This is a genomic window from Sulfitobacter sp. HI0040 (genome assembly GCF_001634885.1).
Taxonomy (GTDB): Bacteria; Pseudomonadota; Alphaproteobacteria; order Rhodobacterales; family Rhodobacteraceae; genus Sulfitobacter.
The window spans coordinates 21862-45782 of sequence record NZ_LWEX01000024.1; the positions used below are offsets into that span (position 1 = coordinate 21862).

24 protein-coding genes are annotated in these 23921 nt (G+C 62.8%); 9 read left to right on the top strand and 15 right to left on the bottom strand.

What is annotated here, in order from left to right; genetic code table 11:
- Nucleotides 1–56: 56 nt before the first annotated feature.
- The 4 genes from rnr to dapE are packed head-to-tail and all read right to left on the bottom strand — an operon-like array spanning nt 57 to nt 4480.
- On the bottom strand, nt 57–2315 hold the full coding sequence (gene rnr, locus A3728_RS02515; RefSeq protein ID WP_067919959.1) for a ribonuclease R: 2259 nt from the start codon (nt 2313–2315) through the stop codon (nt 57–59).
- 31 nt (nt 2316–2346) lie between these two features.
- Nucleotides 2347–2919: a TIGR04282 family arsenosugar biosynthesis glycosyltransferase gene (locus tag A3728_RS02520; RefSeq protein WP_150120614.1), complete on the bottom strand. Its 573-nt coding sequence runs from the start codon at nt 2917–2919 to the stop codon at nt 2347–2349.
- Nucleotides 2916–3338: a GNAT family N-acetyltransferase gene (locus A3728_RS02525; protein ID WP_067919962.1), complete on the bottom strand. Its 423-nt coding sequence runs from the start codon at nt 3336–3338 to the stop codon at nt 2916–2918. Before A3728_RS02525 ends, A3728_RS02520 begins: the two co-directional genes overlap by 4 nt.
- Nucleotides 3335–4480, bottom strand: a complete 1146-nt coding sequence (gene dapE / locus A3728_RS02530) for a succinyl-diaminopimelate desuccinylase (protein ID WP_067919963.1) — start codon at nt 4478–4480, stop codon at nt 3335–3337. The genes A3728_RS02525 and dapE overlap by 4 nt, the downstream gene beginning before the upstream one ends.
- 258 nt (nt 4481–4738) lie before the next feature.
- Here dapE and A3728_RS02535 point away from each other — a divergent pair, with 258 nt between their 5' ends.
- A complete protein-coding gene (locus tag A3728_RS02535; RefSeq protein WP_067920006.1) occupies nt 4739–6319 on the top strand; it encodes a Hint domain-containing protein in 1581 nt (526 codons plus the stop codon).
- A 1-nt stretch (nt 6320) separates the two neighbouring features.
- Nucleotides 6321–7415 (top strand): Hint domain-containing protein, encoded by a 1095-nt coding sequence (locus A3728_RS02540; protein ID WP_067919965.1) that lies wholly within the window; start codon nt 6321–6323, stop codon nt 7413–7415.
- Nucleotides 7416–7421: 6 nt separating this feature from the next.
- Here A3728_RS02540 and A3728_RS02545 read toward each other — a convergent pair whose 3' ends face one another.
- The 3 genes from A3728_RS02545 to dapD all read right to left on the bottom strand — a co-directional run bounded on the left by A3728_RS02545 (nt 7422) and on the right by dapD (nt 9001).
- Nucleotides 7422–7760: a hypothetical protein gene (locus A3728_RS02545; RefSeq protein ID WP_201722114.1), complete on the bottom strand. Its 339-nt coding sequence runs from the start codon at nt 7758–7760 to the stop codon at nt 7422–7424.
- Between the two features lie 62 nt (nt 7761–7822).
- Nucleotides 7823–8077 carry a GlsB/YeaQ/YmgE family stress response membrane protein gene (locus A3728_RS02550; RefSeq protein WP_067919969.1) on the bottom strand — a complete coding sequence of 85 codons (255 nt, stop codon included), beginning with the start codon at nt 8075–8077 and terminating at the stop codon, nt 7823–7825.
- Nucleotides 8078–8173: 96 nt separating this feature from the next.
- Nucleotides 8174–9001 (bottom strand): 2,3,4,5-tetrahydropyridine-2,6-dicarboxylate N-succinyltransferase, encoded by an 828-nt coding sequence (gene dapD, locus A3728_RS02555; protein WP_067919971.1) that lies wholly within the window; start codon nt 8999–9001, stop codon nt 8174–8176.
- Nucleotides 9002–9179: 178 nt separating this feature from the next.
- Between dapD and A3728_RS02560 the strand changes: the two genes are divergently transcribed.
- A complete protein-coding gene (locus A3728_RS02560; protein WP_067919973.1) occupies nt 9180–10043 on the top strand; it encodes a TIGR00730 family Rossman fold protein in 864 nt (287 codons plus the stop codon).
- A complete protein-coding gene (locus tag A3728_RS02565; protein WP_236628191.1) occupies nt 10033–10473 on the top strand; it encodes a potassium channel family protein in 441 nt (146 codons plus the stop codon). The genes A3728_RS02560 and A3728_RS02565 overlap by 11 nt, the downstream gene beginning before the upstream one ends.
- On the opposite strand, the gene A3728_RS02570 is transcribed toward A3728_RS02565, so the two are convergent.
- The 3 genes from A3728_RS02570 to A3728_RS02580 form a co-directional block, all read right to left on the bottom strand.
- On the bottom strand, nt 10470–10676 hold the full coding sequence (locus A3728_RS02570) for a hypothetical protein (RefSeq protein WP_067919976.1): 207 nt from the start codon (nt 10674–10676) through the stop codon (nt 10470–10472). The genes A3728_RS02565 and A3728_RS02570 overlap by 4 nt on opposite strands.
- Nucleotides 10677–10820: 144 nt before the next feature.
- Nucleotides 10821–12020, bottom strand: a complete 1200-nt coding sequence (gene rlmN, locus A3728_RS02575; RefSeq protein WP_067919977.1) for a 23S rRNA (adenine(2503)-C(2))-methyltransferase RlmN — start codon at nt 12018–12020, stop codon at nt 10821–10823.
- Nucleotides 12021–12130: 110 nt separating this feature from the next.
- Nucleotides 12131–12652, bottom strand: coding sequence for an invasion associated locus B family protein (locus tag A3728_RS02580; protein ID WP_443069027.1), 522 nt, complete (start codon nt 12650–12652; stop codon nt 12131–12133).
- A gap of 191 nt (nt 12653–12843) precedes the next feature.
- On the opposite strand from A3728_RS02580, the gene A3728_RS02585 reads away from it, so the two are divergent.
- On the top strand, nt 12844–13824 hold the full coding sequence (locus A3728_RS02585) for an asparaginase (RefSeq protein WP_067919981.1): 981 nt from the start codon (nt 12844–12846) through the stop codon (nt 13822–13824).
- 68 nt (nt 13825–13892) lie between these two features.
- On the opposite strand, the gene serB is transcribed toward A3728_RS02585, so the two are convergent.
- On the bottom strand, nt 13893–14768 hold the full coding sequence (gene serB, locus A3728_RS02590; protein ID WP_067920010.1) for a phosphoserine phosphatase SerB: 876 nt from the start codon (nt 14766–14768) through the stop codon (nt 13893–13895).
- 156 nt (nt 14769–14924) lie between these two features.
- Between serB and A3728_RS02595 the strand changes: the two genes are divergently transcribed.
- The 3 genes from A3728_RS02595 (at nt 14925) to A3728_RS02605 (ending at nt 18568) form a co-directional block, all read left to right on the top strand.
- Nucleotides 14925–16106, top strand: coding sequence for a phosphoserine transaminase (locus A3728_RS02595; RefSeq protein ID WP_067919983.1), 1182 nt, complete (start codon nt 14925–14927; stop codon nt 16104–16106).
- Between the two features lie 78 nt (nt 16107–16184).
- Nucleotides 16185–17780, top strand: a complete 1596-nt coding sequence (serA, locus tag A3728_RS02600) for a phosphoglycerate dehydrogenase (RefSeq protein WP_067919985.1) — start codon at nt 16185–16187, stop codon at nt 17778–17780.
- A gap of 53 nt (nt 17781–17833) precedes the next feature.
- The gene (locus A3728_RS02605) at nt 17834–18568 is read left to right on the top strand and encodes a metallophosphoesterase family protein (protein ID WP_067919987.1); all 735 of its coding nucleotides are present in this window, start codon (nt 17834–17836) and stop codon (nt 18566–18568) included.
- Here the strand turns inward: A3728_RS02605 and A3728_RS02610 are convergent.
- The 4 genes from A3728_RS02610 to A3728_RS02625 all read right to left on the bottom strand — a co-directional run bounded on the left by A3728_RS02610 (nt 18565) and on the right by A3728_RS02625 (nt 22563).
- On the bottom strand, nt 18565–19566 hold the full coding sequence (locus A3728_RS02610; RefSeq protein WP_067919989.1) for a phosphatase domain-containing protein: 1002 nt from the start codon (nt 19564–19566) through the stop codon (nt 18565–18567). The two genes, A3728_RS02605 and A3728_RS02610, sit on opposite strands and share 4 nt — an antisense overlap.
- Before the next feature lie 105 nt (nt 19567–19671).
- Nucleotides 19672–20706, bottom strand: a complete 1035-nt coding sequence (gene tdh, locus A3728_RS02615; RefSeq protein WP_067920012.1) for an L-threonine 3-dehydrogenase — start codon at nt 20704–20706, stop codon at nt 19672–19674.
- An 11-nt stretch (nt 20707–20717) separates the two neighbouring features.
- The gene (locus A3728_RS02620) at nt 20718–21905 is read right to left on the bottom strand and encodes a glycine C-acetyltransferase (protein WP_067919991.1); all 1188 of its coding nucleotides are present in this window, start codon (nt 21903–21905) and stop codon (nt 20718–20720) included.
- A gap of 91 nt (nt 21906–21996) precedes the next feature.
- Complete coding sequence (locus A3728_RS02625; RefSeq protein WP_067920014.1) at nt 21997–22563, bottom strand: helix-turn-helix domain-containing protein; 567 nt, start codon at nt 22561–22563, stop codon at nt 21997–21999.
- Nucleotides 22564–22677: 114 nt separating this feature from the next.
- Between A3728_RS02625 and A3728_RS02630 the strand changes: the two genes are divergently transcribed.
- Entirely contained in the window at nt 22678–23859 is a 1182-nt protein-coding gene (locus A3728_RS02630; protein WP_067919994.1) for an acetyl-CoA C-acyltransferase family protein, read from the top strand.
- The last annotated feature ends 62 nt before the right edge of the window (nt 23860–23921 follow it).

The following is a 23921-nucleotide window of genomic DNA, read 5'->3' on the forward strand; positions in this document are numbered from 1 at the left end:
AGCCCCGAACCGGGCAAGGGGCCTACCGGCGCGTCTGCGGACCTTCGCCCATGCCCTCAGCGGCGAGAGCGTGTGACCTTCCGCTTTACCTTGTCCTTCTTGCGCTTGGCCTTGGTAGCCTTGCGCCGGGGATTGCGGGCAGTCTTCCGTGACGGATCGGCGCGGGCGACCTCTTCGCCCTCCACCGCCAGCAATTCCAGCGCGATCCCGCCCGTCACAGGAACGGCTTCGGCCAATCGCACGGTGACACGCTGCCCGATGCCCAAGGTCATGCCGGTATCGGCCCCCATGAGCGTTCCAGCTTCGGCATCGTAATGAAAATACTCGCGCCCGATGGCCCGCATGGGCAGCAGGCCGTCGGCCCCGGTCTCATCCAGTTTGACGAAAGCGCCGAACCGGGCCACCCCGCTGATACGACCGGTCAGTTCGGCCCCAACCCGGTCTGACAGGAAGGCGGCGAGGTATCTGTCCGTCGTGTCGCGTTCGGCCATCATCGAACGGCGCTCGGTGTCCGAGATGTGCTGCCCCGTCCGTTCGAGGTTCTCGATATCCTCCATGCTCAGCCCGTCCTTGCCCCAGCCGTGGGCCGTGATCAGCGCACGGTGCACCAGAAGGTCGGCATAGCGACGGATTGGCGACGTGAAATGCGCATAGGACCGCAGGGCCAGACCAAAATGACCGATATGCTGGGGCGCGTAATAGGCCTGCGTCATCGACCGCAGGGTAGACAGGTTGATAAGTTCCGCATCCTCGGACCCCGCCGCCGCGTCCAGCAAGCGGTTGAGATGCGCCGTCTGCAGGACCTGCCCTTTTGCCAGCGTGTAGCCCGCGGCCTGAACGGTTTCGCGCAGGCTTTCCAACTTCTCGGGGGATGGCTCCTCATGAATGCGGAAGAGTAGGGGCGTGTCTTTTTTCAACAGTGTTTCCGCCGCGGCGACGTTCGCCAGCACCATGAACTCCTCGATCAGCTTATGTGCATCGAGCCGGTCCCTGAAGGCGACGGATTCCACCTTGCCCTCGTCCGACAGGATGATCTTCCGCTCCGGCAGATCGAGGTCGAGCGGCTGACGCCGCTCCCGGGCCCGTCGAAGCGCCTCATAGGCGGCATAGAGCGGTTTGAGGATATCCTCCAGCAAGGGGCCGGTGCGGTCGTTGGGGTTGCCGTCGATCGCATCCTGCACCTCTTCGTAATGCAGCGAAGCGGGGGAGCGCATGAGGCCGCGGTGAAAGTCATGGCGCAGCTTTTCGCCCTCGGCATCCAGCACCATACGCACGGCGATGCAGGCGCGCGGCACACCTTCGTGCAGGCTGCACAGGTCGCCCGACAGCCGGTCCGGCAGCATCGGCACGACGCGATCGGGGAAATAGGTGGAATTTCCGCGTTTGCGCGCCTCCCGGTCCAGGGCCGAACCGGGGGTCACATAGGCGGCCACATCCGCGATGGCGACCCAGAGAACATGTCCGCCTTCGTTGTCGGGGTCATCGTCGGCGTGCGCGAAGCAGGCATCGTCATGATCGCGCGCATCGCTCGGGTCGATGGTGATGAGCGGCAGGTCCCGCAGATCCTCCCTCCCCTTCAACCCGACAGGTTTCACACGATCCGCCTCCGCCATCACCTCGTCGGGGAAATGATCGGGTATCCCATGCTGGTGGATCGCGATGAGAGACACGGCCTTCGGCGCGGAGGGATCCCCCAGCCGTTCCACGATACGTGCCCGCTGCAGGCCGAGACGGTTCTTGGGTCCGGCCTGTTCGGCCTCCACCAACTCGCCGTCCTTCGCACCACCGCTCGCATCCGCAGCCACCTGCCATTCACGGTCCGCACCCTTGTCGATGGGCAGAATGCGCCCCCCTTCGGCGGATTTTCGGAAGATGCCCAACACGCTTTTCGGGTTGGTGCCGATCCGGCGGATCAGGCGCGCCTCGTAATGATGGTCATCGCCCTTCACCAGCGTCAGCCGGGCCAGTATCCGGTCCCCTTCGCCCAAGGCGGGATCGGAGGCGCGGGGGATTACCAGTACAACGGGCTCCTGCCCTTCGCCCTGCCACTCCATCGGCTTGGCAAAAAGATCGCCGTTCTTGTCCGGCCCGGTAACGAGCAGCACGGAAACGGGCGGCAGGCGATCCGGATCCCGGTAGCTGCGTTTGCGTTTCTCCAGATGCCCTTCGGCTTCGAGTTCTTTCAACACGCGCTTGAGGTCGATACGCGCGGCCCCCTTGATGCCGAAAGCCTTGGCGATGTCGCGCTTGGCGGTCAGGGTGGGATTGTTCTCGACCCAGTCGAGGATTTCGGATTTGGAGGGTAGCTTGCTCATCCCCGTGAGGTAGCACGCACCCCCCGCGCCGTCATGGCAAATCGTCGACGGTGTCCACGTCGCGCAGGGTGGCCACCAACCCGATGCGCTTTCCGGGAAGCTTGGCCCGCGTATCGGCAAGGGCATGGCGGGTGGACCATCGCACGCCGTCGAAGACACGGGGCGGCAGGGTAGGCCCCCGCTTTGCGCCGATCAGCCAGAACCCCCCGTCGGGTGCCGGGCCGAAAACCATGTCATTGTGCCCCAGCGCGGCGAATGCCTCCGCGATGCGCTGCCGGTCGATGCCCGGCACATCCGCGCCGATCAGGCAGACGGGCCCCGGCGGTGCCTGCCGCAGCATCCGCACCATCCGGCGGCCCAGATCCCCCCGCCCCTGCGCCCAGCGCGGCAGGTCCGTTGGCCACACCCGGCTTTCCAGACCTTCCACATCGGGCGCTACGGCCAGAACAACCTGCCAGCGCGGGTCCACAACCCTCCGCAAGAGCCGCCGCGTCTGGTGCCGGAACCACCACGCCGCCGCCGTCATGCCGATCTCCCGCCCCAGCCGGGTCTTGACCCGCCCGGGGCGAGGCACCTTGAGCATGACGATCAATGTGGGCTTCACAGGGTCGCTTCCATGTCGCGGTGGGGAATACCTGCATCGTCATAGACCGGGCCGAAGGCGGTAAAGCCGAGGCGTTCGTAGAACCCCAGGGCATGGGTCTGCGCGCCCAGCACTGCACGCGACACACCGGGTTCCGCCTGTGCAACGGTGAGCGCGGCGCGGATCAGCGCGGCCCCCGCACCTGTACCGCGCCACGGCTGACGCACGCAGACGCGCCCGATCTTTGCGACATCGCCCTTTGTCGTGATCCGGGCGGTACCGACAGGCTTACCTTCGGCGAAGGCCAGCAGGTGAATGGAAACGGGATCCAGTTCGTCGATCTCCTCCGCTTCGGAAACGCCTTGCTCGTCGATGAAAACCCCCCGCCTCAGGGCGCGGCAAAGGCCGATGTCCTGCGTTGTCGTCACAATGAAGGTCATGCGAAGTAATCGCGTAGGATACGTTCGTAGATGCTGGAAAGCTGGCGAATGTGATCGACCTTCACGTGTTCGTCCACCTGATGCATCGACTGGCCCACAAGTCCGAATTCGACAACGGGGCAATGGTGCTGGACGAACCGCGCGTCCGACGTGCCACCGCTGGTGGACAGCACCGGCGTAACGCCGGTTTCCGCCGTTACGGCGGCGGATACGAGGTCAGACAGCGGCCCCGGCGGCGTTATGAAGCTTTCGCCGGAAACCTTGACCTCCATCTCGACCCGAACCCCGAAGGTTTGCTCCACCGCGTCGGCTTCTTCACGCAGCCATTCGGTCAGGCTCTGACCACTGTGCAGGTCGTTGAAACGAATGTTGAGCGTCGCACGCGTCTGCGCCGGGATCACGTTCGTTGCGGGGTTTCCGGTATCCACCGTGACGACCGCAAGGGTGGAGGGATCGAAATGCGCGCTCCCCTCATCGAGGGTGTGAGACGCCAGCCGGTCCAGCAGGCGCACCATCGGCGGCAAGGGGTTGAGCGCCCGATGCGGATAGGCCGCGTGCCCTTGCCGCCCGATCACGCGCAGATGCGCATTGAGCGAACCGCGCCGACCGATTTTCATCATCTCACCCATGGTTTCAGGGCAGGTCGGTTCCCCCACGAGGCAGACATCCATGCGTTCCCCGGCCTCCGACATATGATCGAGCAATGCGGTCGTGCCATCCAGCGCATCGCCCTCCTCGTCCCCCGTGATCGCGAGGATGACGGCTCCGTCCGGCGGGTTTTCACGCAACATGTTGACCGCCGCCGCGGCAAAGGCCGCCACACCGGATTTCATGTCCGTGGTGCCGCGCCCGTACATTACGCCGTCGACGACCTCCGCTCCGAATGGCGCGTGGGACCAGTCCGCTTCCGCGCCGATGGGAACGACGTCGGTATGGCCGTTGAAACCGAAGGTCCTGTCGGCCCCACGCGCGCCCCAGCGGGCGAAAAGATTGCGGATTCCGCCGCGGTCAACCCGGACACATTCGAACCCCGCGTCTTCCAACAGCTTTTCCAGCACATCAAGCGCACCGGCATCTTCCGGCGTCACGGAAGGGCAACGGACAAGCTGGGCGGTCAGTTCTACAGGATCGATCCGGGACATCGCGGCTCCTTATCGGGCCGGGGCCCGGTTGTAATTGTGGCGAAAAAAGCGCGCCTGTCAGTCGGTTGCAAGCAAAATAGCTTAACAGAACGACCATCCCCGTGTTACGAACATGGCAATAATATGACCCGAGGCAGGGCATTCAGCAGTATCGGCACCTGAAACCAGGGCCATCCGTATATCAACGGGCGACAAGAGTGCGGATTCAATCCGCGCCATGCTGGATTGTGCTGTTTCGGCCAGGGGACAGGCATGCGCATGGTCAAGGCATCGAAACTACCCATCAACACCGTCCGCGAGGGCACGACTGCCGACGACATGGCGCAGACGATCTTCGGCAATGGCGCCGTCGTAACCGGAGCGACCTATTACGGCGACGTGGATAGCGCAGGCACTTATTCGCGCGGCGACGACAAATCCCCGAATGTGACGCCGTCTGACACCGGCGTCATCCTCTCCACGGGTAACGCGGAAAGCTTCACCAATAACAAGGGCGAAGCGAACCAGCGGGCCGACACCAGCGAGAACACCACCGGGATCGACAATTTCGGCCCCTTCAATCAGGAGGCGGGCACCAATACCTACGATGCCGCCGTACTGGACGTGGATTTCATCCCCGGCAGCTCGGTGATGACGATGCAGTTCGTGTTCTCCTCCGAGGAATATCCCGAGTACGAGAACTCCGTCTTTCAGGATTTCGTCGGCGTCTGGATCAACGGAGAGCTCGTTCCGCTCGAGGTGGGGGACGGGGACACCGATCCGGGCAACATCAACACGACCAACAACGTGAACATGTACGTCAACAACCAGAATGACGACTACAACACGGAGATGGACGGATTTACCGTCACCATGACGCTCACGATGTACGTGAATCCCGACGTGGTAAACTCCATGCGGATCGCCATCGCCGACGTTGCCGACAGCGCCTACGATTCGAACCTGCTGATCGCCGCCAATTCCGTGCAGACTGAACTGATCGCGATGACGGATGAGGTGACGGTTTCACCTACCGGCAGCGCCGTGGTGGATGTTCTGGCGAACGACATCAACAACGGCGGCGGTACGATCACGATCACCCATATCAACGGGCAGTCGGTCACCGCCGGTTCCATCGTGACCCTGCCTACCGGGCAGCAGATCACCGTGAATCCCGACGGAACGCTGGACGTGCTGGGCGACGGGGACACCGAGAATTTCAATTTCACCTACACCACCACTAACGGCAATGACACCGATGTAGGCTATGTCAACGCCTCCTCCGTACCCTGTTTCGTGGCCGGAACGCTCATCGCCACGCCCGAGGGGGAGCGCCCTGCCGAAACGCTGCGCCCGGGAGACTTGGTGTTGACGCAGGACGAAGGCGCGCAGCCCCTGCGCTGGATCGGGACGCGGACGGTCCCGGCGGAGGGGGAGTTTGCCCCGATCTACATCAGGGCGAATACCTTCGGCACGCACCGGGATCTGCTGGTGTCTCCGCTTCACCGGGTCCTGATACGCGATAGCCTCGCGGCACTGCTGTTCGGCGAAGACGAAGTGCTGATTGCCGCGCGCGATCTGGTCAACGATCGATCCGTCCTGCGCAAGCCGGGCGGCGATGTCACCTATGTCCATCTGATGTTCGACCGCCATCAGGTCGTCTTTTCCGAAGGCCTCGCTACCGAAAGCTTCCTGCCCGGTCCCCAGACCGCCCGCAGTTTCGAGAGCGAGATCGTGGCAGAACTCTCGGCCCTTTTTCCGGAACTCGATCCGCATACAGGCGGCGGCTATTCTCCCGCCGCGCGCAGGACGCTGCGCCGGTTCGAAGCGGACCTGTTCCGCGCGACGCAGGCGGCCTGACATGACCTGGATCGCCATTGCCGACCACAGCGAACGCCGCCTGTCCCTGCGCGGTCTGGGGGAGGACAAATGCGAACGGCCCCTGCTCGACGACCGGCCCGAAACGCTGCTTAACCATGGCACCCTGCTGATGGAAACGCGCCCTTCGCCCGATGGCCGCCCGCAGGTTCTTTTCGGTTACAAGAACCCCTACCCCCATCTGCGCAGCCTGACGTTTCAGGCGGTGCCGGGCGGTGGGATTTCCATGGTTCAGGTACACGGAGAGGCGATTTCCCACGCCGCGATCTCCTATCAGAACCGGGGGCGCACCGACGTTCTGCGGATCATCTATTCGTGGGACATCGAAGCGGGCTGGGCGCGGCTGACGCTGGAACGGCCCGAAGATGAACATGTGGTCACCGTACCCGTGGCCAATCCCCATCCCCTCACGCTTGAGGATATCCGCGACCTGATGCTGGGACGGCGAAACCACACCTTCGCGCCCGACATGATCTTTGCCGCGCTGTCGAACCGGATCGAACCCATCGGCCCTGCTCCGACATTGCACCCCGAAACGCCGCTGGCGACCCCCTGGGGCTACAGGCCCGTGTCGCAGCTTCGGCGCGGTGACACGGTGCTGACCCAAGGCGGCGATGTTGTCCCGGTCCTCCACCGGGTGAACCGGACGGTCCCGGCCCGCGGCAGTTTCCGCCCGCTTCGGCTGCGTGCGCCCTACTTCGGGCTCCAGCAGGATGTCGTGGTGGCGCCCGACCAGCGCCTGCGCATCGATGGGCCCGAGGTCGAATACCTTTTCAACGAAGAGGCCGTTCTGGTGCCGGCACGGCATCTCATGAACGGTTTCGCCGCGCTGGAAGAACCTGTCGGTCCGGTCACGACCTATACGCAGCTCGTTCTGCCGGGTCATGATACCGTTCTTGCCGGGGGCACGGCACTGGAGAGCCTCTATATCGGTCGGATCAGGCGGAATGCCCAGCGCCTCGCCAGCAGCGTGCTGCACGATGCGGACCGCAGCAGCCTGCCGGAACACGGGCGCCCGGGGCATCAGGTGCTGAAATGGTACGAGGCGATACACCTCGCCCGGCGCCGCGCGGCCTGAGCCCGTTCAGTCGAAGAACGGCGTTACCTGCGCCACGATGACCGAATTCTCGTCCAGCGCCCGCTGCATGAGCGCGCGTTCCTCTTCGTCGATCTCATGCCCTTCGGCTTCGCGCTCCCCCAGTGTCCCGTAACCCGTGACATCGAGCGGGTTCACGTCCGCCTGCTTGAGGATCGCAACGGTTTCGCGCACAGCTTCGGCTTCGTCCACACCGGAGGCAAAACACATGAGCGCCGCCCCCGTCGCCCTGTCGGGCAGACCGTCGCCATCCTTGCGGCCGATTTCGACCAGCAGGGTATAGACCTGCTGCCGCGAGGGTTTCTTCTGCTTTTTCGTATCGGTCATGAAAAGGGCCACCATCCGCAACAGATGGCAGCCCTAGCGTTTTCAGCCGGTCTTGGAAAGGGTCAGGTCCTGCCCCTGACCAGCCGGGTGAGCCAGATGAGCAGGCAGGCACCGATGACGGCAACGATCAACTGACCGATCCATCCCCCGAGCGTGCCGCCGGTGATCAGCGTGAGCAAGAAGTTTGCCACGACCGCGCCAAGGATGCCGAGAACGATATTCATGATCAGCCCCATGTCTGATTTCATGATCTTCTCTGCGATCCAGCCGGCGATGCCGCCAACGATGATGGCTGCGAACCAACCCAAACCTGTCATGACAAATTCTCCCTTCGATATGTCGCACGGATAACCCGATGCGTTACCGAATGTTCCGCCATGCCACCGAAACGGTCAACAAATTTCCGCTTTGCGTCAATCGCGCAGCAATTCGTTGATCGAGGTCTTCGACCGCGTCCGTTCGTCCACCCGCTTCACGATGACCGCGCAATAGAGGTTCACGCCGTTCTTGCTGGGCATCGTTCCCGCGACGACGACGGAACCCGCAGGCACTTCGCCATACATGACTTCGCCTGTCTCACGATCCAGGATCTTGGTGGACTGGCCGATGAAAACGCCCATCCCCAGCACCGATCCCTCGCGCACGATGCAGCCTTCCACCACTTCGGAGCGGGCCCCGATAAAGCAGTTGTCTTCGATGATCGTGGGGCCAGCCTGCATCGGCTCCAGCACGCCGCCAATGCCCACGCCGCCCGACAGGTGCACGTTCTTGCCGATCTGCGCGCAGGAGCCGACGGTGGCCCAGGTATCCACCATCGTGCCGCTGTCCACATAGGCCCCGATGTTGACGAAGGAGGGCATCAGCACGACGTTGGGCGCGATATAGGCCGACCGGCGCACCACGCAGTTGGGTACGGCGCGAAAGCCCGCGTTCTTCCATTCGTCAGGGCCCCAGCCCTTGAACTTGCTGTCGACCTTGTCCCACCAGCCGCTGCCCTGCGGGCCGCCTTCCTGATGCTCCATGTCCTTGATGCGGAATCCCAGCAGCACGGCTTTCTTCGCCCATTGGTTCACGTGCCAGGTGCCGTCCTCGCCCCGTTCCGCCACGCGCAATTCGCCCGCATCCAGCGCGTTGAGCGTTTCCTCGATCGCGTCGCGCGCTTCGCCACGACTGGAGGAGGTAATCTTGTCGCGGGTGTCCCAAGCGGATTCGATGGCGGCTTCGAGGTGATCGTTGGACATGAGAGGTCTCCGGAATACTGTGTCCCCCGCGTCATACGCCTGCAGAGGCCGCCGCGCAATCGTTGCACCCCCGCGACGCGATTCATCGGGCAGATCGACATGGCCAATCCCGGTGATCCGTTGCATGCTGATCCGACGCGCGCTACCTGCGCGGGGGACAGCCGACCGGAGAAACCGCATGAAAGAAGCCGCCCGCCACCCTTTGCGTGACGCGCATTCGGACCGCACGAAAGCCCAGCAGGCACCCGACACGCCGCAGACCCGTGCCCCCGCCTACAGACTTGCCTTCCTCGACGATGATTTCCTCTGCCGGGACGAAATGCGCCCGGTGCGCCTGCAGCTCGAACTGCAGAAGCCCGAGATGATCCTCGATGCCCATGGCGTGACCTCCACCATCGTGCTGTTCGGAGGCGCCCGAATTCCCGAACCGTCGCAAAAGCATCTGGCGCGCACCCAGACGCTTGCCGACCTGTCAGCCTTTTACGACGAAACCCGGGAATTCGCGCGGCTGATGACCGAGAAATCGGCAGACAGCGGATACCGCGAAAACGTCATCGTCACGGGCGGTGGCCCCGGCGTGATGGAGGCGGGCAATCGCGGCGCGCTCGATGCCGGGGGCCGGTCCGTCGGGCTGAATATCGTTCTGCCGTTCGAACAGGCCCCGAACGAATATGTCACCCCGGAACTGTGCTTCAATTTCCATTACTTCGCGATCCGCAAGATGCACTTCCTCATGCGGGCAAAGGCGATTTGCGTCTTCCCGGGCGGTTTCGGCACGATGGACGAACTGTTCGAGGCCCTGACCCTGATTCAGACGGGGCGTATGCAGCGGGTGCCGTTTTTGCTGTTCGGTCGTGCCTTCTGGGAAAAGATCATCAACTGGGACGCTCTGGCGGATGCCGGCACGATATCTGCCGAAGATCTGGAGCTGTTCCGCTTCGTCGAAACGGCGACCGAGGCGATGGAGCTGATCGAGAACTGGCCCATGCCCACCACCCAGCGGGATCATGTCCCCGGAAGGAACGTCGGTGATGGAGAGTGAAGGCATGATCACCATGATCCTCATCGCCGCGGTCGTATTCACCACCGTGGGATGGTTTCACTTTGCGGTCCTGTCCCGGACCGTCCCGCCGGTGATCGACAGCAACATGTCCCGGGCGGCCCAACATACGAGCCTTGTTGCCTTGATCGGAACGCTGCACGCGTTCGAGGCATTCATCTATGCCCTGGTCTTCCGGTGGAGCCAGAGCTTGGGTCTCGGTGGTTTCAAACCGGATGAACCCCTGTCACTTATGGACGTGTATTACTTTTCGCTGGTCAACTACACGACGCTCGGCCTCGGGGACATATACCCGTCCGGGCACCTGAGGTTCCTCGCTGGCATGGAATCCCTGGGCGGGTTCCTGCTGCTGAGCTGCTCGGCGTCCTACCTTTTCTCGGTCGCGCAGTCACACGTCAAGAAGGGGGATTAGGCCTGCGCCGGCAGAACACCCACTTCGACATGATGCGGCAAGGTTTCCACGATCTGGCCGTGATCCGTTTCCTTGATGCAGTAGCCATAGCCCGCCAGACGATGTTTCCATTCGCGGGGGGAAAGCGAGACGCTGCGTTCACGCAGAACCAGATCGATGATGCTGGCGGTGATATAGGGGTCTTGGTTAAAGACGACGGACATTGTTCATTCCTCCGATTGAACTTCCAGTGGAAACAATCAACCGTAGGAATGTGGCAGAAATTCACCCGAAACCGGGCGGCAGCAAGATCTTGTCGTGGCGCGCTTGGGGCAGCTGTCCACTGACCCTGAACCTCAGGCCCCGCTTCAGCCCTGCTGCGTCATGCCTGCTTCCGCCTCTATCTGACGCCGGGATTTCCTTGCGCGTTCGGTAGCTGACTTGAGCTGACCGCAGGCCGCCATGATGTCCTCCCCCCGCGGGGTGCGGATGGGTGAGGCATAGCCGGCCTTGTAGATGATGTCCGCGAAGGCCCGGATGCGGTTGTTGGAGGACCGCTTGTAAGGCGCCCCGGGCCATTCGTTGAACGGGATCAGGTTGATCTTGGCCGGGATACCCTCGATCAGCTTGACCAAGCGGCGCGCGTCTTCGTCGCTGTCGTTCACGCCGTCCAGCATCACGTATTCGAAAGTGATCCGTTCGGAATTGCTGACCTTGGGATAGGCCCGCAGCGCATCGAGAAGTTCGGCGATATTCCATCGCTTGTTGATCGGCACCAGCTTGTCGCGCACCTCATCCGTCGTGGCATGGAAGGACACCGCCAACTGGCAGCCGATTTCCTGCGCAGTCTTGGCGATTTCCGGCACGACGCCAGAGGTCGAAAGGGTGATGCGGCGGCGTGAAAGCTGGATGCCTTCGGCGTCCATGGCGATTTTCATCGCGTCGCGCACATTCTCGAAATTATAAAGCGGCTCGCCCATGCCCATCAGCACGATGTTGCTCAGCAGCCGGGTTTCGTCCTTGGGCGCGCCGATTTCCGGCCATTCACCCAGATCGTCCCGCGCGACCATCACCTGGCCGATGATCTCTGCCGCGGTGAGGTTACGAACCAGCTTTTGCGTGCCGGTATGGCAAAAGGAACAGGTCAGGGTGCACCCCACCTGAGAAGACACACAAAGCGTGCCCCGGCCTTCTTCGGGGATATAGACAACCTCCACCTCGTGGCCGCCCGCAATCCGGACAAGGTACTTCCGGGTGCCGTCATTGCTGACCTGACGGGTGACGACTTCGGGCACCTCGATCACAAATTTTTCAGCCAGTTCGGCCCGGTAGCCCTTGGCGAGGTTCGTCATCAAGGCGAAGTCGCGCACCCCCCACTGATAAATCCACTGCCAGATCTGGCCGACCCGCATCTTCGCCTGTTTCTCGGGCGTTCCATGGGCGATCAGGGTGTCGCGCATCTTTTCGCGGGTCATGCCGACAAGGTTGACCGGCCCGTCGGGAAGTTTCCGCGGGATTGTATGCACATCCTGTGTGATCGGCGCTGCCGCCTGTCCGATTTCGGCCATTGGAGATTCTCCGACGCTTGGGGATGGGCCTCTATATAGGGATTTTCCCGAGGATCAAAAGAAAACAGCCCCGCAGAGGCGGGGCTGTCGGATCAGAATGTGCAGGGTGGTCAGCTGCCGCAGCGCTTGGCGGCATCCTCCACCGCAGCGGTAAAGCCAAGCAGGGAGAACGTATCCTTCGTCTGCGTACCCCGCCCGGACATCCCTGTCAGGACCGCATCGGCACCGCGCTTCATGGCGGTGATGATCTTGTTGTCGTCTTCCGTGGTGGCCGGCCACGCCCATTCACCTTCGGTGAAAAGCTCGAACGTGGTACCGGAAATATCCATGTTTACCGTGGAACCGGAGGCAAAAGGATACCCGCCGGTAAAGGCGACCTGTCCCTTGGCCCCGGCGGAAGGACGGTAGAATACCATCAAAAGCGTCTGGCCCCGGTTCACCGCGACCACACGTCCGTCCTTGGAATTAACGGTTTCCTTCGGGGTCGACACGCCCCAGCATTCCGTCGGATTGTCCTCGACGAAGACGCTCCAGTCGGTTTTGGCCGCTACGCGGTTCGTGCTCTGCTCCTGCGCAAAGGCACTGCCCGCAACCATCGCGGCACCGATCACCGCCGCCCCAACCGTTTTCATAAATTGCATTCGTACAGCCTCCAGCCGTCCTTGACCTCAATCTCATACCCACGGGAACCGGCGGGCAGGCCTTTGGCGGCTTGCTCTCTTGCAAGTGCTCCCGTTCTTCTCGACAACATGCATACTAACGCCAAACACGCGACCGGCGAAACCCTGATTGGCAGGAATTCGCCCAGACGGAGGACGAGAGCATGACCCAAGCCGCAGAATTTGCAGAAGTCTGGCGGGGGCCCATCCTCGAAAGCGTCCATCACGGCCACGCGGTCATCTGCGACGACACCGGCGAAATCGTCGAAGCATGGGGCGATCCATCCCGCGTAGTGCTGCCGCGTTCGTCGGCCAAGATGATACAGGCCCTGCCGCTGCTCGAATCGGGCGCGGCGGATGCGCGCAAGCTGAACAGCGCGCAGCTCGCCCTTGCATGCGCTTCCCACCAGGGTGCGGCGATCCATACCCAAAGGGTGGGCGACTGGCTGAAGGATCTGGGGCTGAAGGATGCGGATTTTCGCTGCGGCCCGCATATGCCCTATTCACGGGAAGCGGAGGTGGAGCTTATCCGCGCGGGTGAATCGCCCTGTCAGATCCACAACAATTGCTCAGGCAAACATGCGGGCTTCCTGACCCTGAACGCCCATCTTAACGGCGGGGCCGACTACGTGGAGCCGGAGCACCCGGTTCAGCGCGCCTGCCTCGACGCCTTTGAGCGGGTGACACAGGAAACCTCCCCCGGATACGGCATCGACGGCTGCTCGGCGCCGAACTTCGCCAGCACCCTGCACGGGATGGGCCGCGCCATGGCGCATTTCGCCGCCGCGCCCGAAGGCTCGCCCGAAGAACGCCTGCACCGCGCCATGCGCGAACATCCCGAACTGGTCGCAGGCGAAGGCCGCGCCTGCACCGAGCTGATGCGTGCCATGGACGGGCGGGTCGCGCTGAAAACCGGCGCCGAAGGCTTCTTCATCGCCATTCTGCCCCACCGCAAACTCGGCATCGCGCTCAAGGCGGCGGACGGCGCTACACGCGCTGCCGAATGCGCCATCGCGGCGCTGCTTGTCCGGCTCGGGGAGTTGGACGCCAATCATCCCGCGGCGGTCAAACGGCTGCGGCCCGCCATACTGAACGCCCGCGGGATTGAGACCGGATCCATCAGACCAGCAGCCGCGCTGACCTGATTCCGCTTCCAAATGGTTTTAAATCCCGGGGGGCCCGGGGGGCTGGCCCCCCGGGGGTGGCGCCAAAATCACCCGGCGAAATCAGCCACCCCGTACCCCTGCAGGTAAAGCAACGCGGTCAGATCGCCGAAGTTGATCCGCAGGTCGCACTCAGCCGCCACAACCGGCTTGGCGTGCAGCGCCACTCCCATCCCGGCGCGGTGCAACATGCCCAGATCATTGGCCCCATCCCCCACGGCGAGCACGTCGCTTGCATCGAACCCCAGCCGCGCCGTGATCTCCTCCAGCGCATCGACCTTGGCCTGCCGACCGAGGATCGGGATGCCGACGTCGCCGGAGAGCACGCCATCCTCCGCCAGAAGCGTATTCGCGCGATTTTCATGGAAGCCCAGTGCCTCTGCCACCGGCCCGGTGAAGGCGGTGAACCCGCCTGAGACAAGCGCGGTGTGCGCCCCGTTCTCCCGCATGGTCGCGATCAGCTGACGTCCTCCCGGCATATGCGTGATCCGGGATGCCAGCACCTCACCGACGATGCTTTCCTTCAGACCTTTCAAAAGCCCCACCCGCTCGCGCAGCGCCGCCTCGAAATCCAACTCGCCGTTCATCGCGCGCGCGGTGATCTCCTTCACGCGGTCGCCCACGCCTGCCGCATCCGCCAATTCGTCGATGCATTCCTGCTGGATCATCGTACTGTCCATATCCGCAAGCAGCATGCGCTTGCGCCGCCCCTCCTGCGGAACGATCCCAAGATCGACGCCCATCCGCTGGCACTCCTCCCAGACCTGCCAGCGGTTGCCTGGCATCGCGGCAAGCGAGAACTCAGCCGCCTCGTCCGGGGCCAGCCAGAGAGCATCGCCACCACCCCACGCGTTGCGCAGGGAGTCCACCAGCGCAGGGTCGAGATTTGCCTTTTCCGGATCGGTAAGAAGGACAGCGGTGAACATGGCGAAGTTTCCGATGCGCGTCAGGAATGTCGCAAAAAGCGACTCGAGCGGCGTTCTAGCCACGTTTTTCCACTTGTGCCAGCCCGGGCCGCGCCGTAATTCCGGCGGTGGGACACCCTTCCCCAACGAAGGGCGCTTATCTGAAAGGGTAGCATTATGGCTATTGCACAACCGGCTTCACAGCCGGACTCCGTTCGTCCGACCACAAAACCGGCGAACCCGCGTTTCTCCTCCGGCCCCTGCGCCAAACCCCCCGTTTTCGATCTGACCCGGCTCGCGGATGCACCGCTTGGGCGCAGCCACCGCGCGGCGGTCGGCAAGGCGAAGCTGCTCGAGGCAATCGAGACGACGCGCGAGGTTCTCGGCGTTCCCGCAGATTATCGCATCGGCATCGTGCCGGGCTCCGACACGGGCGCTTTTGAGATGGCGATGTGGACGATGCTGGGCGAACGCCCTGCCCAAATGGTCGCTTGGGAATCCTTTGGTGCGGGCTGGGTGACGGATGCGGTCAAACAGCTCAAGATCGACGCGACGACCCATACCGCCGACTACGGCGAGATCGTGGATATGGCGGCGCTTAACTACGATAACGACGTCTGCTTTACGTGGAACGGCACGACCTCCGGCGTGCGCGTACCGTCGGGCGATGTCATTCCCTCAAATCGCGCGGGCCTGACGTTCTGTGATGCGACATCGGCGGCTTTTGCCCAGGATCTGCCTTGGGACAAGCTGGATGTAACGACCTTCTCCTGGCAGAAAGTGCTGGGCGGCGAAGCGGCGCATGGCATGCTGATCCTGTCGCCCCGCGCTGTCGAAAGGCTGGAAAGCTACACCCCCGCCTGGCCCCTGCCCAAGATTTTCCGGCTGACGAAAGGCGGCAAGTTGATAGAGGGCATCTTCAAGGGCGAAACGATCAACACGCCCTCCATGCTCTGTGTCGAAGACTATCTTCAGGCGCTCGACTGGGCAAAATCGGTCGGTGGCCTGAAAGGTCTGATCGGACGGGCCGATGCCAATGCGCAGGCCATCGCAAGGTTTGTAGAAGATCACGACTGGATCGAATTCCTCGCTAGCGAGCCAGCGATCCGGTCGAACACCTCGGTCTGCCTCAAGTTCAACGACGGGCGCATCGCCGACGGTGCCTCCTTCGCCAAGGCCGTCGCCAAGCGGCTGGAGTCCGAAGGCGTGGCGCTGGATATCGGTGCCTATCGCGATGCTCCTCCGGGTCTGCGGATCTGGTGCGGCGGCACGGTCGAGACCTCGGATATCGAGGCGCTTCTGCCATGGCTCGCCTGGGCTTTCGAAGCCGAGATCGCGGCACAGGCCAAGGCGGCCTGAGGCTTCCACAATTCCCCATTTCAGGCGCGGCAGCCCAAGGCTGCCGCCCCGTTCCCCAATACATCAAAGGACCGCCCCATGGCACCCAAGGTACTCATTTCGGACAAACTCAGCGACGCCGCTGTGCAGATTTTCAAGGATCGCGGCGTCGAGGTCGATTTCCAGCCCGACCTCGGGAAGGACAAGGACAAGCTGGCGGAGGTCATCGGCAACTACGACGGCCTTGCCATCCGCTCCGCCACGAAGGTGACGGAAAAGATCCTCGCGCAGGCTGACAAGCTCAAGGTCATCGGCCGGGCAGGGATCGGCACCGACAACATCGATAAGGACGCCGCCTCCAAAAAAGGGGTGATCGTCATGAACACGCCCTTCGGCAACATGATCACCACCGCCGAACATGCCATCGCCATGATGTTCGCCGTCGCTCGCCAGATCCCGGAGGCCAGTTCCTCTACCCATGCCGGTAAATGGGAAAAGTCCAAGTTCATGGGCGTGGAACTGACGGGCAAGACCCTCGGCGTGATCGGGGCAGGCAATATCGGTGGCATCGTCTGCGACCGGGCCCGCGGACTGAAAATGAAAGTCGTGGCCTACGATCCCTTCCTCGGCGAGGAAAAGGCCCAGAAAATGGGCGTGGAAAAGGTAGAACTGGACGAACTGCTGTCGCGGGCCGACTTCATCACCCTCCATGTGCCCTATACGGAGCAGACGGCGAATATCCTGAGCCGCGAGAACCTCGCCAAGACCAAGCCGGGCGTGCGCATCATCAACTGCGCCCGCGGCGGGCTCGTGGACGAAGAGGCACTGGCCGAACTGCTGAAGTCCGGACACGTCGCCGGGGCCGCTTTTGACGTCTTTGCCGAGGAGCCCGCGAAGGAGAACCCCCTTTTCGGATTGCCCAATGTCGTTTGCACCCCGCACCTCGGCGCCGCCACGACCGAGGCACAGGAAAACGTCGCCCTTCAGGTGGCCGAACAGATGTCCGACTATCTGCTGACCGGCGCCGTGACCAACGCGCTCAACATGCCCTCCGTCACCGCCGAGGAAGCGGCCGTGATGGGGCCTTGGGTCAAACTGGCGGGCCATCTCGGTGCCTTTATCGGGCAGATGACCGATGAACCGATCAAGGCCATCAACATTCTTTATGACGGTACGGTTTCGACCATGAATACCGACGCGCTCAACTGCAGCGTGGTGGCAGGCATCATCAAGCGCGCGAACCCGGACGTGAACATGGTGAGCGCGCCCGTGGTGGCCCGTGAAAAGGGCATCCAGATCAGTACGACCAATCAGGACAAATCCGGCGTTTTCGACGGCTACATCAAGGTCACCGTCGTGACGGACAAACGCGAACGCTCCATCGCCGGCACGGTCTTCTCTGACGGCAAGCCGCGGTTCATCCAGATCAAGGGCATCAACATCGAGGCCGAGGTGGGGGCGCATATGCTCTACACCACGAACGAGGACGTTCCCGGCATCATCGGCGTTCTGGGCAACACCATGGGCGGAAATGGCGTGAACATCGCCAACTTCACCCTCGGTCGCGCCGCCGCCAAGGGCGAAGCGATCGCACTTCTCTACGTGGACGAAGAAGTGCCCGCCCCTGTCATCAAGAAACTGCGCGACACGGGGATGTTCACCCAGATCAAGCCGCTGCAGTTCGACGTGGCCTGAACCTAGAGGGCGGGCAACCTCTGCCCGCCCTGCCTCTCCGGAAGGATGCGTGCATGCCCCAACCCATCTATGCAATCGGCGACATTCACGGCCAGTTGGATGAATTGGAGCGTGTCCTTTCCCTGATCGATGCCGATGGCGGCCCCGATGCCGCCATCGTCTTTGTCGGCGACTACGTGGACAGGGGGCCTGAAAGCCGCGGGGTGATCGACCTGCTGACCAAGGCGCAGGACGCGGGGCGGCCCTGGACCATGCTCAAGGGAAACCACGACAGGTATTTCCAACGTTTCCTGACAAACGGAGCGTTGCACGATCCCGCGACCCGTGCGGATCTTCTGTGGCTCAATCCGCGGCTCGGCGGCGACAAGACGCTGTTATCCTACGGGATCGACATCGAAGCTTCTGCCGAAACCGCGGAACTGGCAGCGCAAGCGCGTGCCGAAGTACCCCAAAGGCATGTGGCGTTTCTGGAGGGTCTGCCTTCGCTTCATGTTACGGATGAGTTGATATTCGTGCATGCGGGCATTCGTCCGGGCGTACCGCTGGACGATCAGACAGAGGATGATCTCGTCTGGATCCGCGATCCCTTTCTCACCGATACCCGGGATCACGGGAAACTGGTTGTACATGGCCATACCGCGCTGGATCAGCCCCAACACCACGGCAACCGTGTCAATCTGGATGCCGGGGCGGGGTATTTTCGCCCTCTCCACGCGGCGGTATTCGAAGGTCGGGACTGCTGGCGGCTGACCGACGCGGGGCGCGTGGCCCTTCTGCCGACGCTCTAGGAGCCTGCAGTCGCATCCAAAGCATCGCGGATGCGGGGCGCAAAGCCCCCGAAGCTGGGTGCGTGCAACAACAGAACCCCCTGCGCGGCAATCTCTTCCATCGCGCGCAGGCTTTCAGCGTCAGGGCCCGGCCCGGGTTCGCGCAGAACGACGGCCCTGATACGCCCGGGATGGCGCAGAACCGCGTCGCGGTAGACGAAAGCATCGTGTTGCCCGGTATCCCCCACCAGTACATACGGCAGCGTAGGGTTTGCCGCCAAAAGCACATCGATGCTGTCGCCCTTGTGATCGCCATGCGTTCCGGTGATGAACTTGGTTTCGCTCATTCCCAGATCGCGCAGGAACTTCGGCCCGGGCACCAGACCGGCCCGCTCGAAAATGCGGCGCAGGAAGTAATGCAGGTTCCAGGGGGATGAGCTGACATAATAAACTGGGTTGCGCCCGCCCTCAGACAGGGTTTCCATGAAAGGCGGGGCATCTTCGAATACCTTGCGGGTCATCGCGTTCCCCGTCAGCGAGGTCCAGAGGTTCCGGGCGATCGAATAGGCCCCCGTCTGCATCATCGTGTCGTCGATATCCGAAATAACAGCGAATTCCGCGTCATCCCGCGCGATCAGAACCGGGCATACCGTGACGCCTTCCTGACCTCTGATGCTCACATCGACATTGACCCAACCCTCCCGCGCGTCGCGCGGCAGGAGCAAGGTAAAATATCCTTCCTGCCCGGAAATGGCCGTCACGCCCCGCGCGGCCACCTCCACATCCGCCACTTCATCCGTCAAAAACAGTGACACCATCTGGCGAAAGTTCAGCCAGAGCGATTGGGACGGATCGGGGCGATGCCTCCGCAAGGAGCCGAGGACGCGGCCCCTCACCACCAGATGTTCGGGATCCGCGTAGCCGATATAGGGCGCGATCACCTTCTTCCGGATCCGTCGCGCGCGCCAGCTATCCCAGGTTCGCTCGCTCCATAAAGCGATGCGATGAATCGCCGCCATGATCCTGCCTTTACTCACTACATACGCCCCCGTATGGCACTTCACCCTTTCGAGAAATACTCCGGGGGAGGCGGGCTTGCAAAGCCCGGCGGGGGCTGGCCCCCATCAAGCCTTCGTCCAATCCAGAACCACCTTGCCGGAACTGCCCGATTTCATAGCGGCGAACCCCGCTTCAAAATCATCGACCGGAAAGCGATGCGTGATGATCTTGGACACATCGAGCCCGTTTTCCAGCATCGCGATCATCTTGTACCATGTCTCAAAGATCTCCCGGCCATAGACACCCTTGATGGTGAGCGCCTTGAAAACGATGCGGCTCCAATCGACGGGCGATTTGCCGGGGGGTATGCCCAGCATCGCGATCCGCCCGCCCATGGTCATGGCTTCGACCATCTGGTCCAGCGCGTGCTGGTTGCCCGACATTTCCAGACCGACGTCAAATCCCTGCTTCATCTTCAGCCGGGGGATCACCTCCCCCAGCTCTTCCTCCGCCACGTTGACGGGAACGACATCTGGCACCACCTGCGCCGCCAAGGCCAGACGATCAGGATTGAGGTCGGTGATCACCACATGCCGCGCGCCGACGTGTCGCGCCACCGCCGCCGCCATGATCCCGATGGGCCCAGCGCCGGTAATCAACACGTCTTCCCCCACCAGATCGAAGCTGAGCGCCGTATGCACGGCGTTCCCCAACGGGTCGAGGATGGCGCCTATATCGTCGCTTATTTCGTCAGGCAGGGGCACGACATTGAAGGCGGGCAAGCGCAGGTATTGCGCAAAAGCGCCCTGCTCGTTCACCCCGATCCCCCGGGTCGCCGGGTCGAGGTGGAATTTCCCGGCACGGCTCTGCCGGGAATTCTTGCCGATCAGATGCCCTTCGCCGGAGCAGCGCTGGCCAATCTCCAGACCTTCGACATTGCGCCCCAGTTCCACGATCTCCCCGGCGAACTCATGCCCGGTGATCAGCGGGACGGGGACGGTTTTCGCCGCCCATTCATCCCAGTTCCAGATATGGATATCGGTGCCGCAGATGCCGGTTTTGTTGATGCGGATCAAAACGTCGTCCGGTCCGATTTCGGGCACCGGTGCATGGGTCATCCACAACCCTTCCCGGGGATGGAGCTTTGAGAGCGCCTTCATCTCATTCGTCGTCATTGGATCACCCCGCAGGCCTTGCCGGCCGTTTCGAAAGCGTCGAGCGCGCGGTCAAGTTCTTCCCGGCTCAAAGCTGCGTTCATCTGCGTTCGGATCCGCGCCTGTCCCCGGGGCACCACCGGAAAGAAGAAACCGCTCACATAGACGCCCTCTTCGAAGAGGCGCGCCGCCATGTCCTGCGCCAGCCGCGCCTCCCCCAGCATGACCGGGACGATCGGATGCTCCCCCGGCAGCAGATCGAAGCCGAGACGTTCCAGACCCGCCCGCCAATAAGCTGTGTTCTCGAACAGCTGCTCGCGCAACGCGTCGCCATTCATGACCAGATCGATGGCCCGCAAGCCTGCCGCCACGATGGAGGGCGGCAAGGAGTTGGAGAAAAGATAGGGCCGGGCCCGCTGACGCAGCAGGTCGATCACCGGCTGCGGCCCCGCGATATACCCACCGATGGCACCGCCCAGCGCCTTGCCCAACGTCCCGGTCAGGATGTCCACATCGACGCCGTGATGCGCCGGGGTGCCCGCGCCCTTGGGGCCCATGAAACCTGTCGCATGGCAATCGTCCACCATGACGAGGGCCTCGTATTTTTCGGCCAGCGCCGTGATTTCCGGCAGGTTGGCCAAATAACCGTCCATGCTGAAAACACCGTCCGTCGCGATCATGATGAACCGCGCGCCTTCGTCACGCGCCAGTTTCAACTGCCCTTCAAGATCGGCCATGTCGTTATTCGCGTAACGATAGCGCTTCGCCTTGCACAGACGAATACCGTCGATGATCGAGGCGTGGTTCAACGCGTCAGACACGATGGCGTCCTCGGGCCCGAACAACGGCTCGAACAGGCCCCCGTTCGCATCGAAACAGGCCGCGAAAAGGATCGAATCGTCCTTGCCGAGGAAGTTCGCCAGTTTCTGCTCCAGTTCGCGGTGAATATCCTGCGTACCGCAGATGAAACGGACAGAGGCCATGCCGAAGCCTTTGGGGTCCATCGCGTCGCGCGCCGCTTCGATCAGATCGGGATGGTCCGCCAGCCCCAGATAGTTGTTTGCGCAAAGATTAATGACTTCGCGCCCCCCTACCGTGATCTGCCCCCCCTGCGGAGAGGTGATCAGACGTTCCCGCTTCATCATCCCGTCCGCGTCGATCCCGGACAGTGTTTCGGAAATATGGTCGAGATAGGCGCGGTTCATGGCAAAGCTCCTTCAGCTGGGTTGCTTCTATCATAACGGAATTGCCTCCGAAATACCGGATTCCGTGATGGCGGAGATTTCGGGCGCCCTTTCAGGCGTCCTGCACGACAAGAAACGCCCGTAAGGCTCCTTTCACCGCGCGAATCGCATGCGGTACGTCGGCGGCGTAGCGCGCCGTGTCGCCCGGCCCCAGAAGGTTCGCCTCCGTTCCGCTGGTGACTTCGGCGTGACCATCGATGACGCTGAAGTATTCGCGTGCGCCGCGGGTGTGCGGCGCGCTGACCAAGCCCCCGCCCGCTTCGATCAGAAGCTCGTAAACCTCATGCCGGCCCGCTTCCTCGGGGGGTGAAAGGATGCGGATTTTGCAGCCATTCCCGAGGTTTGCAATCGTGGGCACCGCCCCGCTGCGCAGCACTTCCATCGTGGGCACCGCCGCTTCGCTGTCGAGCAGACCGGCAAAATCCACCTGCAGGGCACGCGTCAGGTTCCACAGGGTTGCGATCGTCGGGCTGCTTTCGCCCCGCTCGATCTGGCTCACCATTGACCGGGAAACCCCTGAAAGTTTCGCGACAGCATCGAGACTCAGCCCCTGCGCCTGCCGGGCCTGTTTCAACCGGGCTGGCAGTTGGGTGAGAATGGCGTCTGAATTTTCCGTCATGGCGGAGGAATGTCGCATGGCGCGCGCCCCTGTCAAGTATCACGGCGCGAGGCCGCTGGAATCATCCGCAACCCTGTGCATAGAGTGACGCCGATCCCAACAAGGCAGGACAACATGGCACAGGAAATCGTAATTCTCGACGGCGCGCGGACCGCAATCGGCACCTTTGGCGGCGCGCTTGCGAATACTCCGGCGATCGAACTCGGCACCGTCGCGGCAAAGGCCGCGATGAAACGCGCCGGGGTGGAGCCGGGGCAGATCGGCCATGTCGCTTTCGGCAATGTCATCAACACCGAACCCCGGGACATGTATCTGAGCCGGGTGACAGCCATGCAGGCGGGCGTGCCGGAAAGTGTTCCCGCGATGAACGTGAATCGGCTCTGCGGTTCAGGGGTGCAGGCCATCGTTTCCGTCGTGCAATCGTTGATGCTGGGGGACGCTGAATTCGGCCTCGCCGGTGGGGCGGAAAGCATGTCGCGTGCGCCCTATATCCTGCCCGATGCGCGGTGGGGCCAGAAAATGGGTGATGTCCGCAGCCTCGATATGCTGCTGGGCACGCTGAACTGCCCCTTCGGCTCCGGCCATATGGGGGTGACGGCGGAGAATGTCGCGGCGGAGCATCAGGTCAGCCGGGAGGAAATGGACGACTTCGCCCTGCGCAGCCAGAAACGCGCCAGCGCCGCGATCGAGGAGGGCCGGTTCAAGGAACAGATCGTTCCCGTAGAGGTGCGCGTCAAACGCGATATGGTCGCTTTCGACACCGATGAACATCCCAAGGCCACATCCAGAGAAGCGTTGGCTGGGCTGAAGCCGGTCTTCAAGAAAGACGGCTGCGTGACGGCGGGCAATGCGAGCGGTATCAACGATGGCGCTGCCGCCGTGGTACTGGCAACCGCCGAGGCCGCGCAGAAGGCGGGCCTGACGCCGCGCGCAAAGATCCTCGGCTATGCCCATGCGGGCGTGCGCCCGGAGGTCATGGGCATCGGGCCGGTACCGGCGGTGGAGAACCTGCTCGCCCGTACGGGGCTGAAGCCGGAGGACTTCGACGTCATCGAAAGCAACGAAGCCTTCGCAAGCCAAGCCCTCGCCGTGACGAAGAACCTCGGCCTCGATCCCGAGCGGGTGAACCCGAACGGCGGGGCCATAGCACTTGGTCATCCGGTGGGGGCGACCGGTGCCATTATTACCGTCAAGGCGCTCTACGAACTGGAGCGCATTGGCGGCAAGCGCGCGCTGATTACCATGTGCATCGGGGGTGGTCAGGGTATCGCCCTGGCGATCGAGCGCCTTTCCTGAGCGGGTAAGCGTCTTTCCATACCGTGCGCCCTGCGGGGGGGGCACGGGGGGCCGGTCTCCGG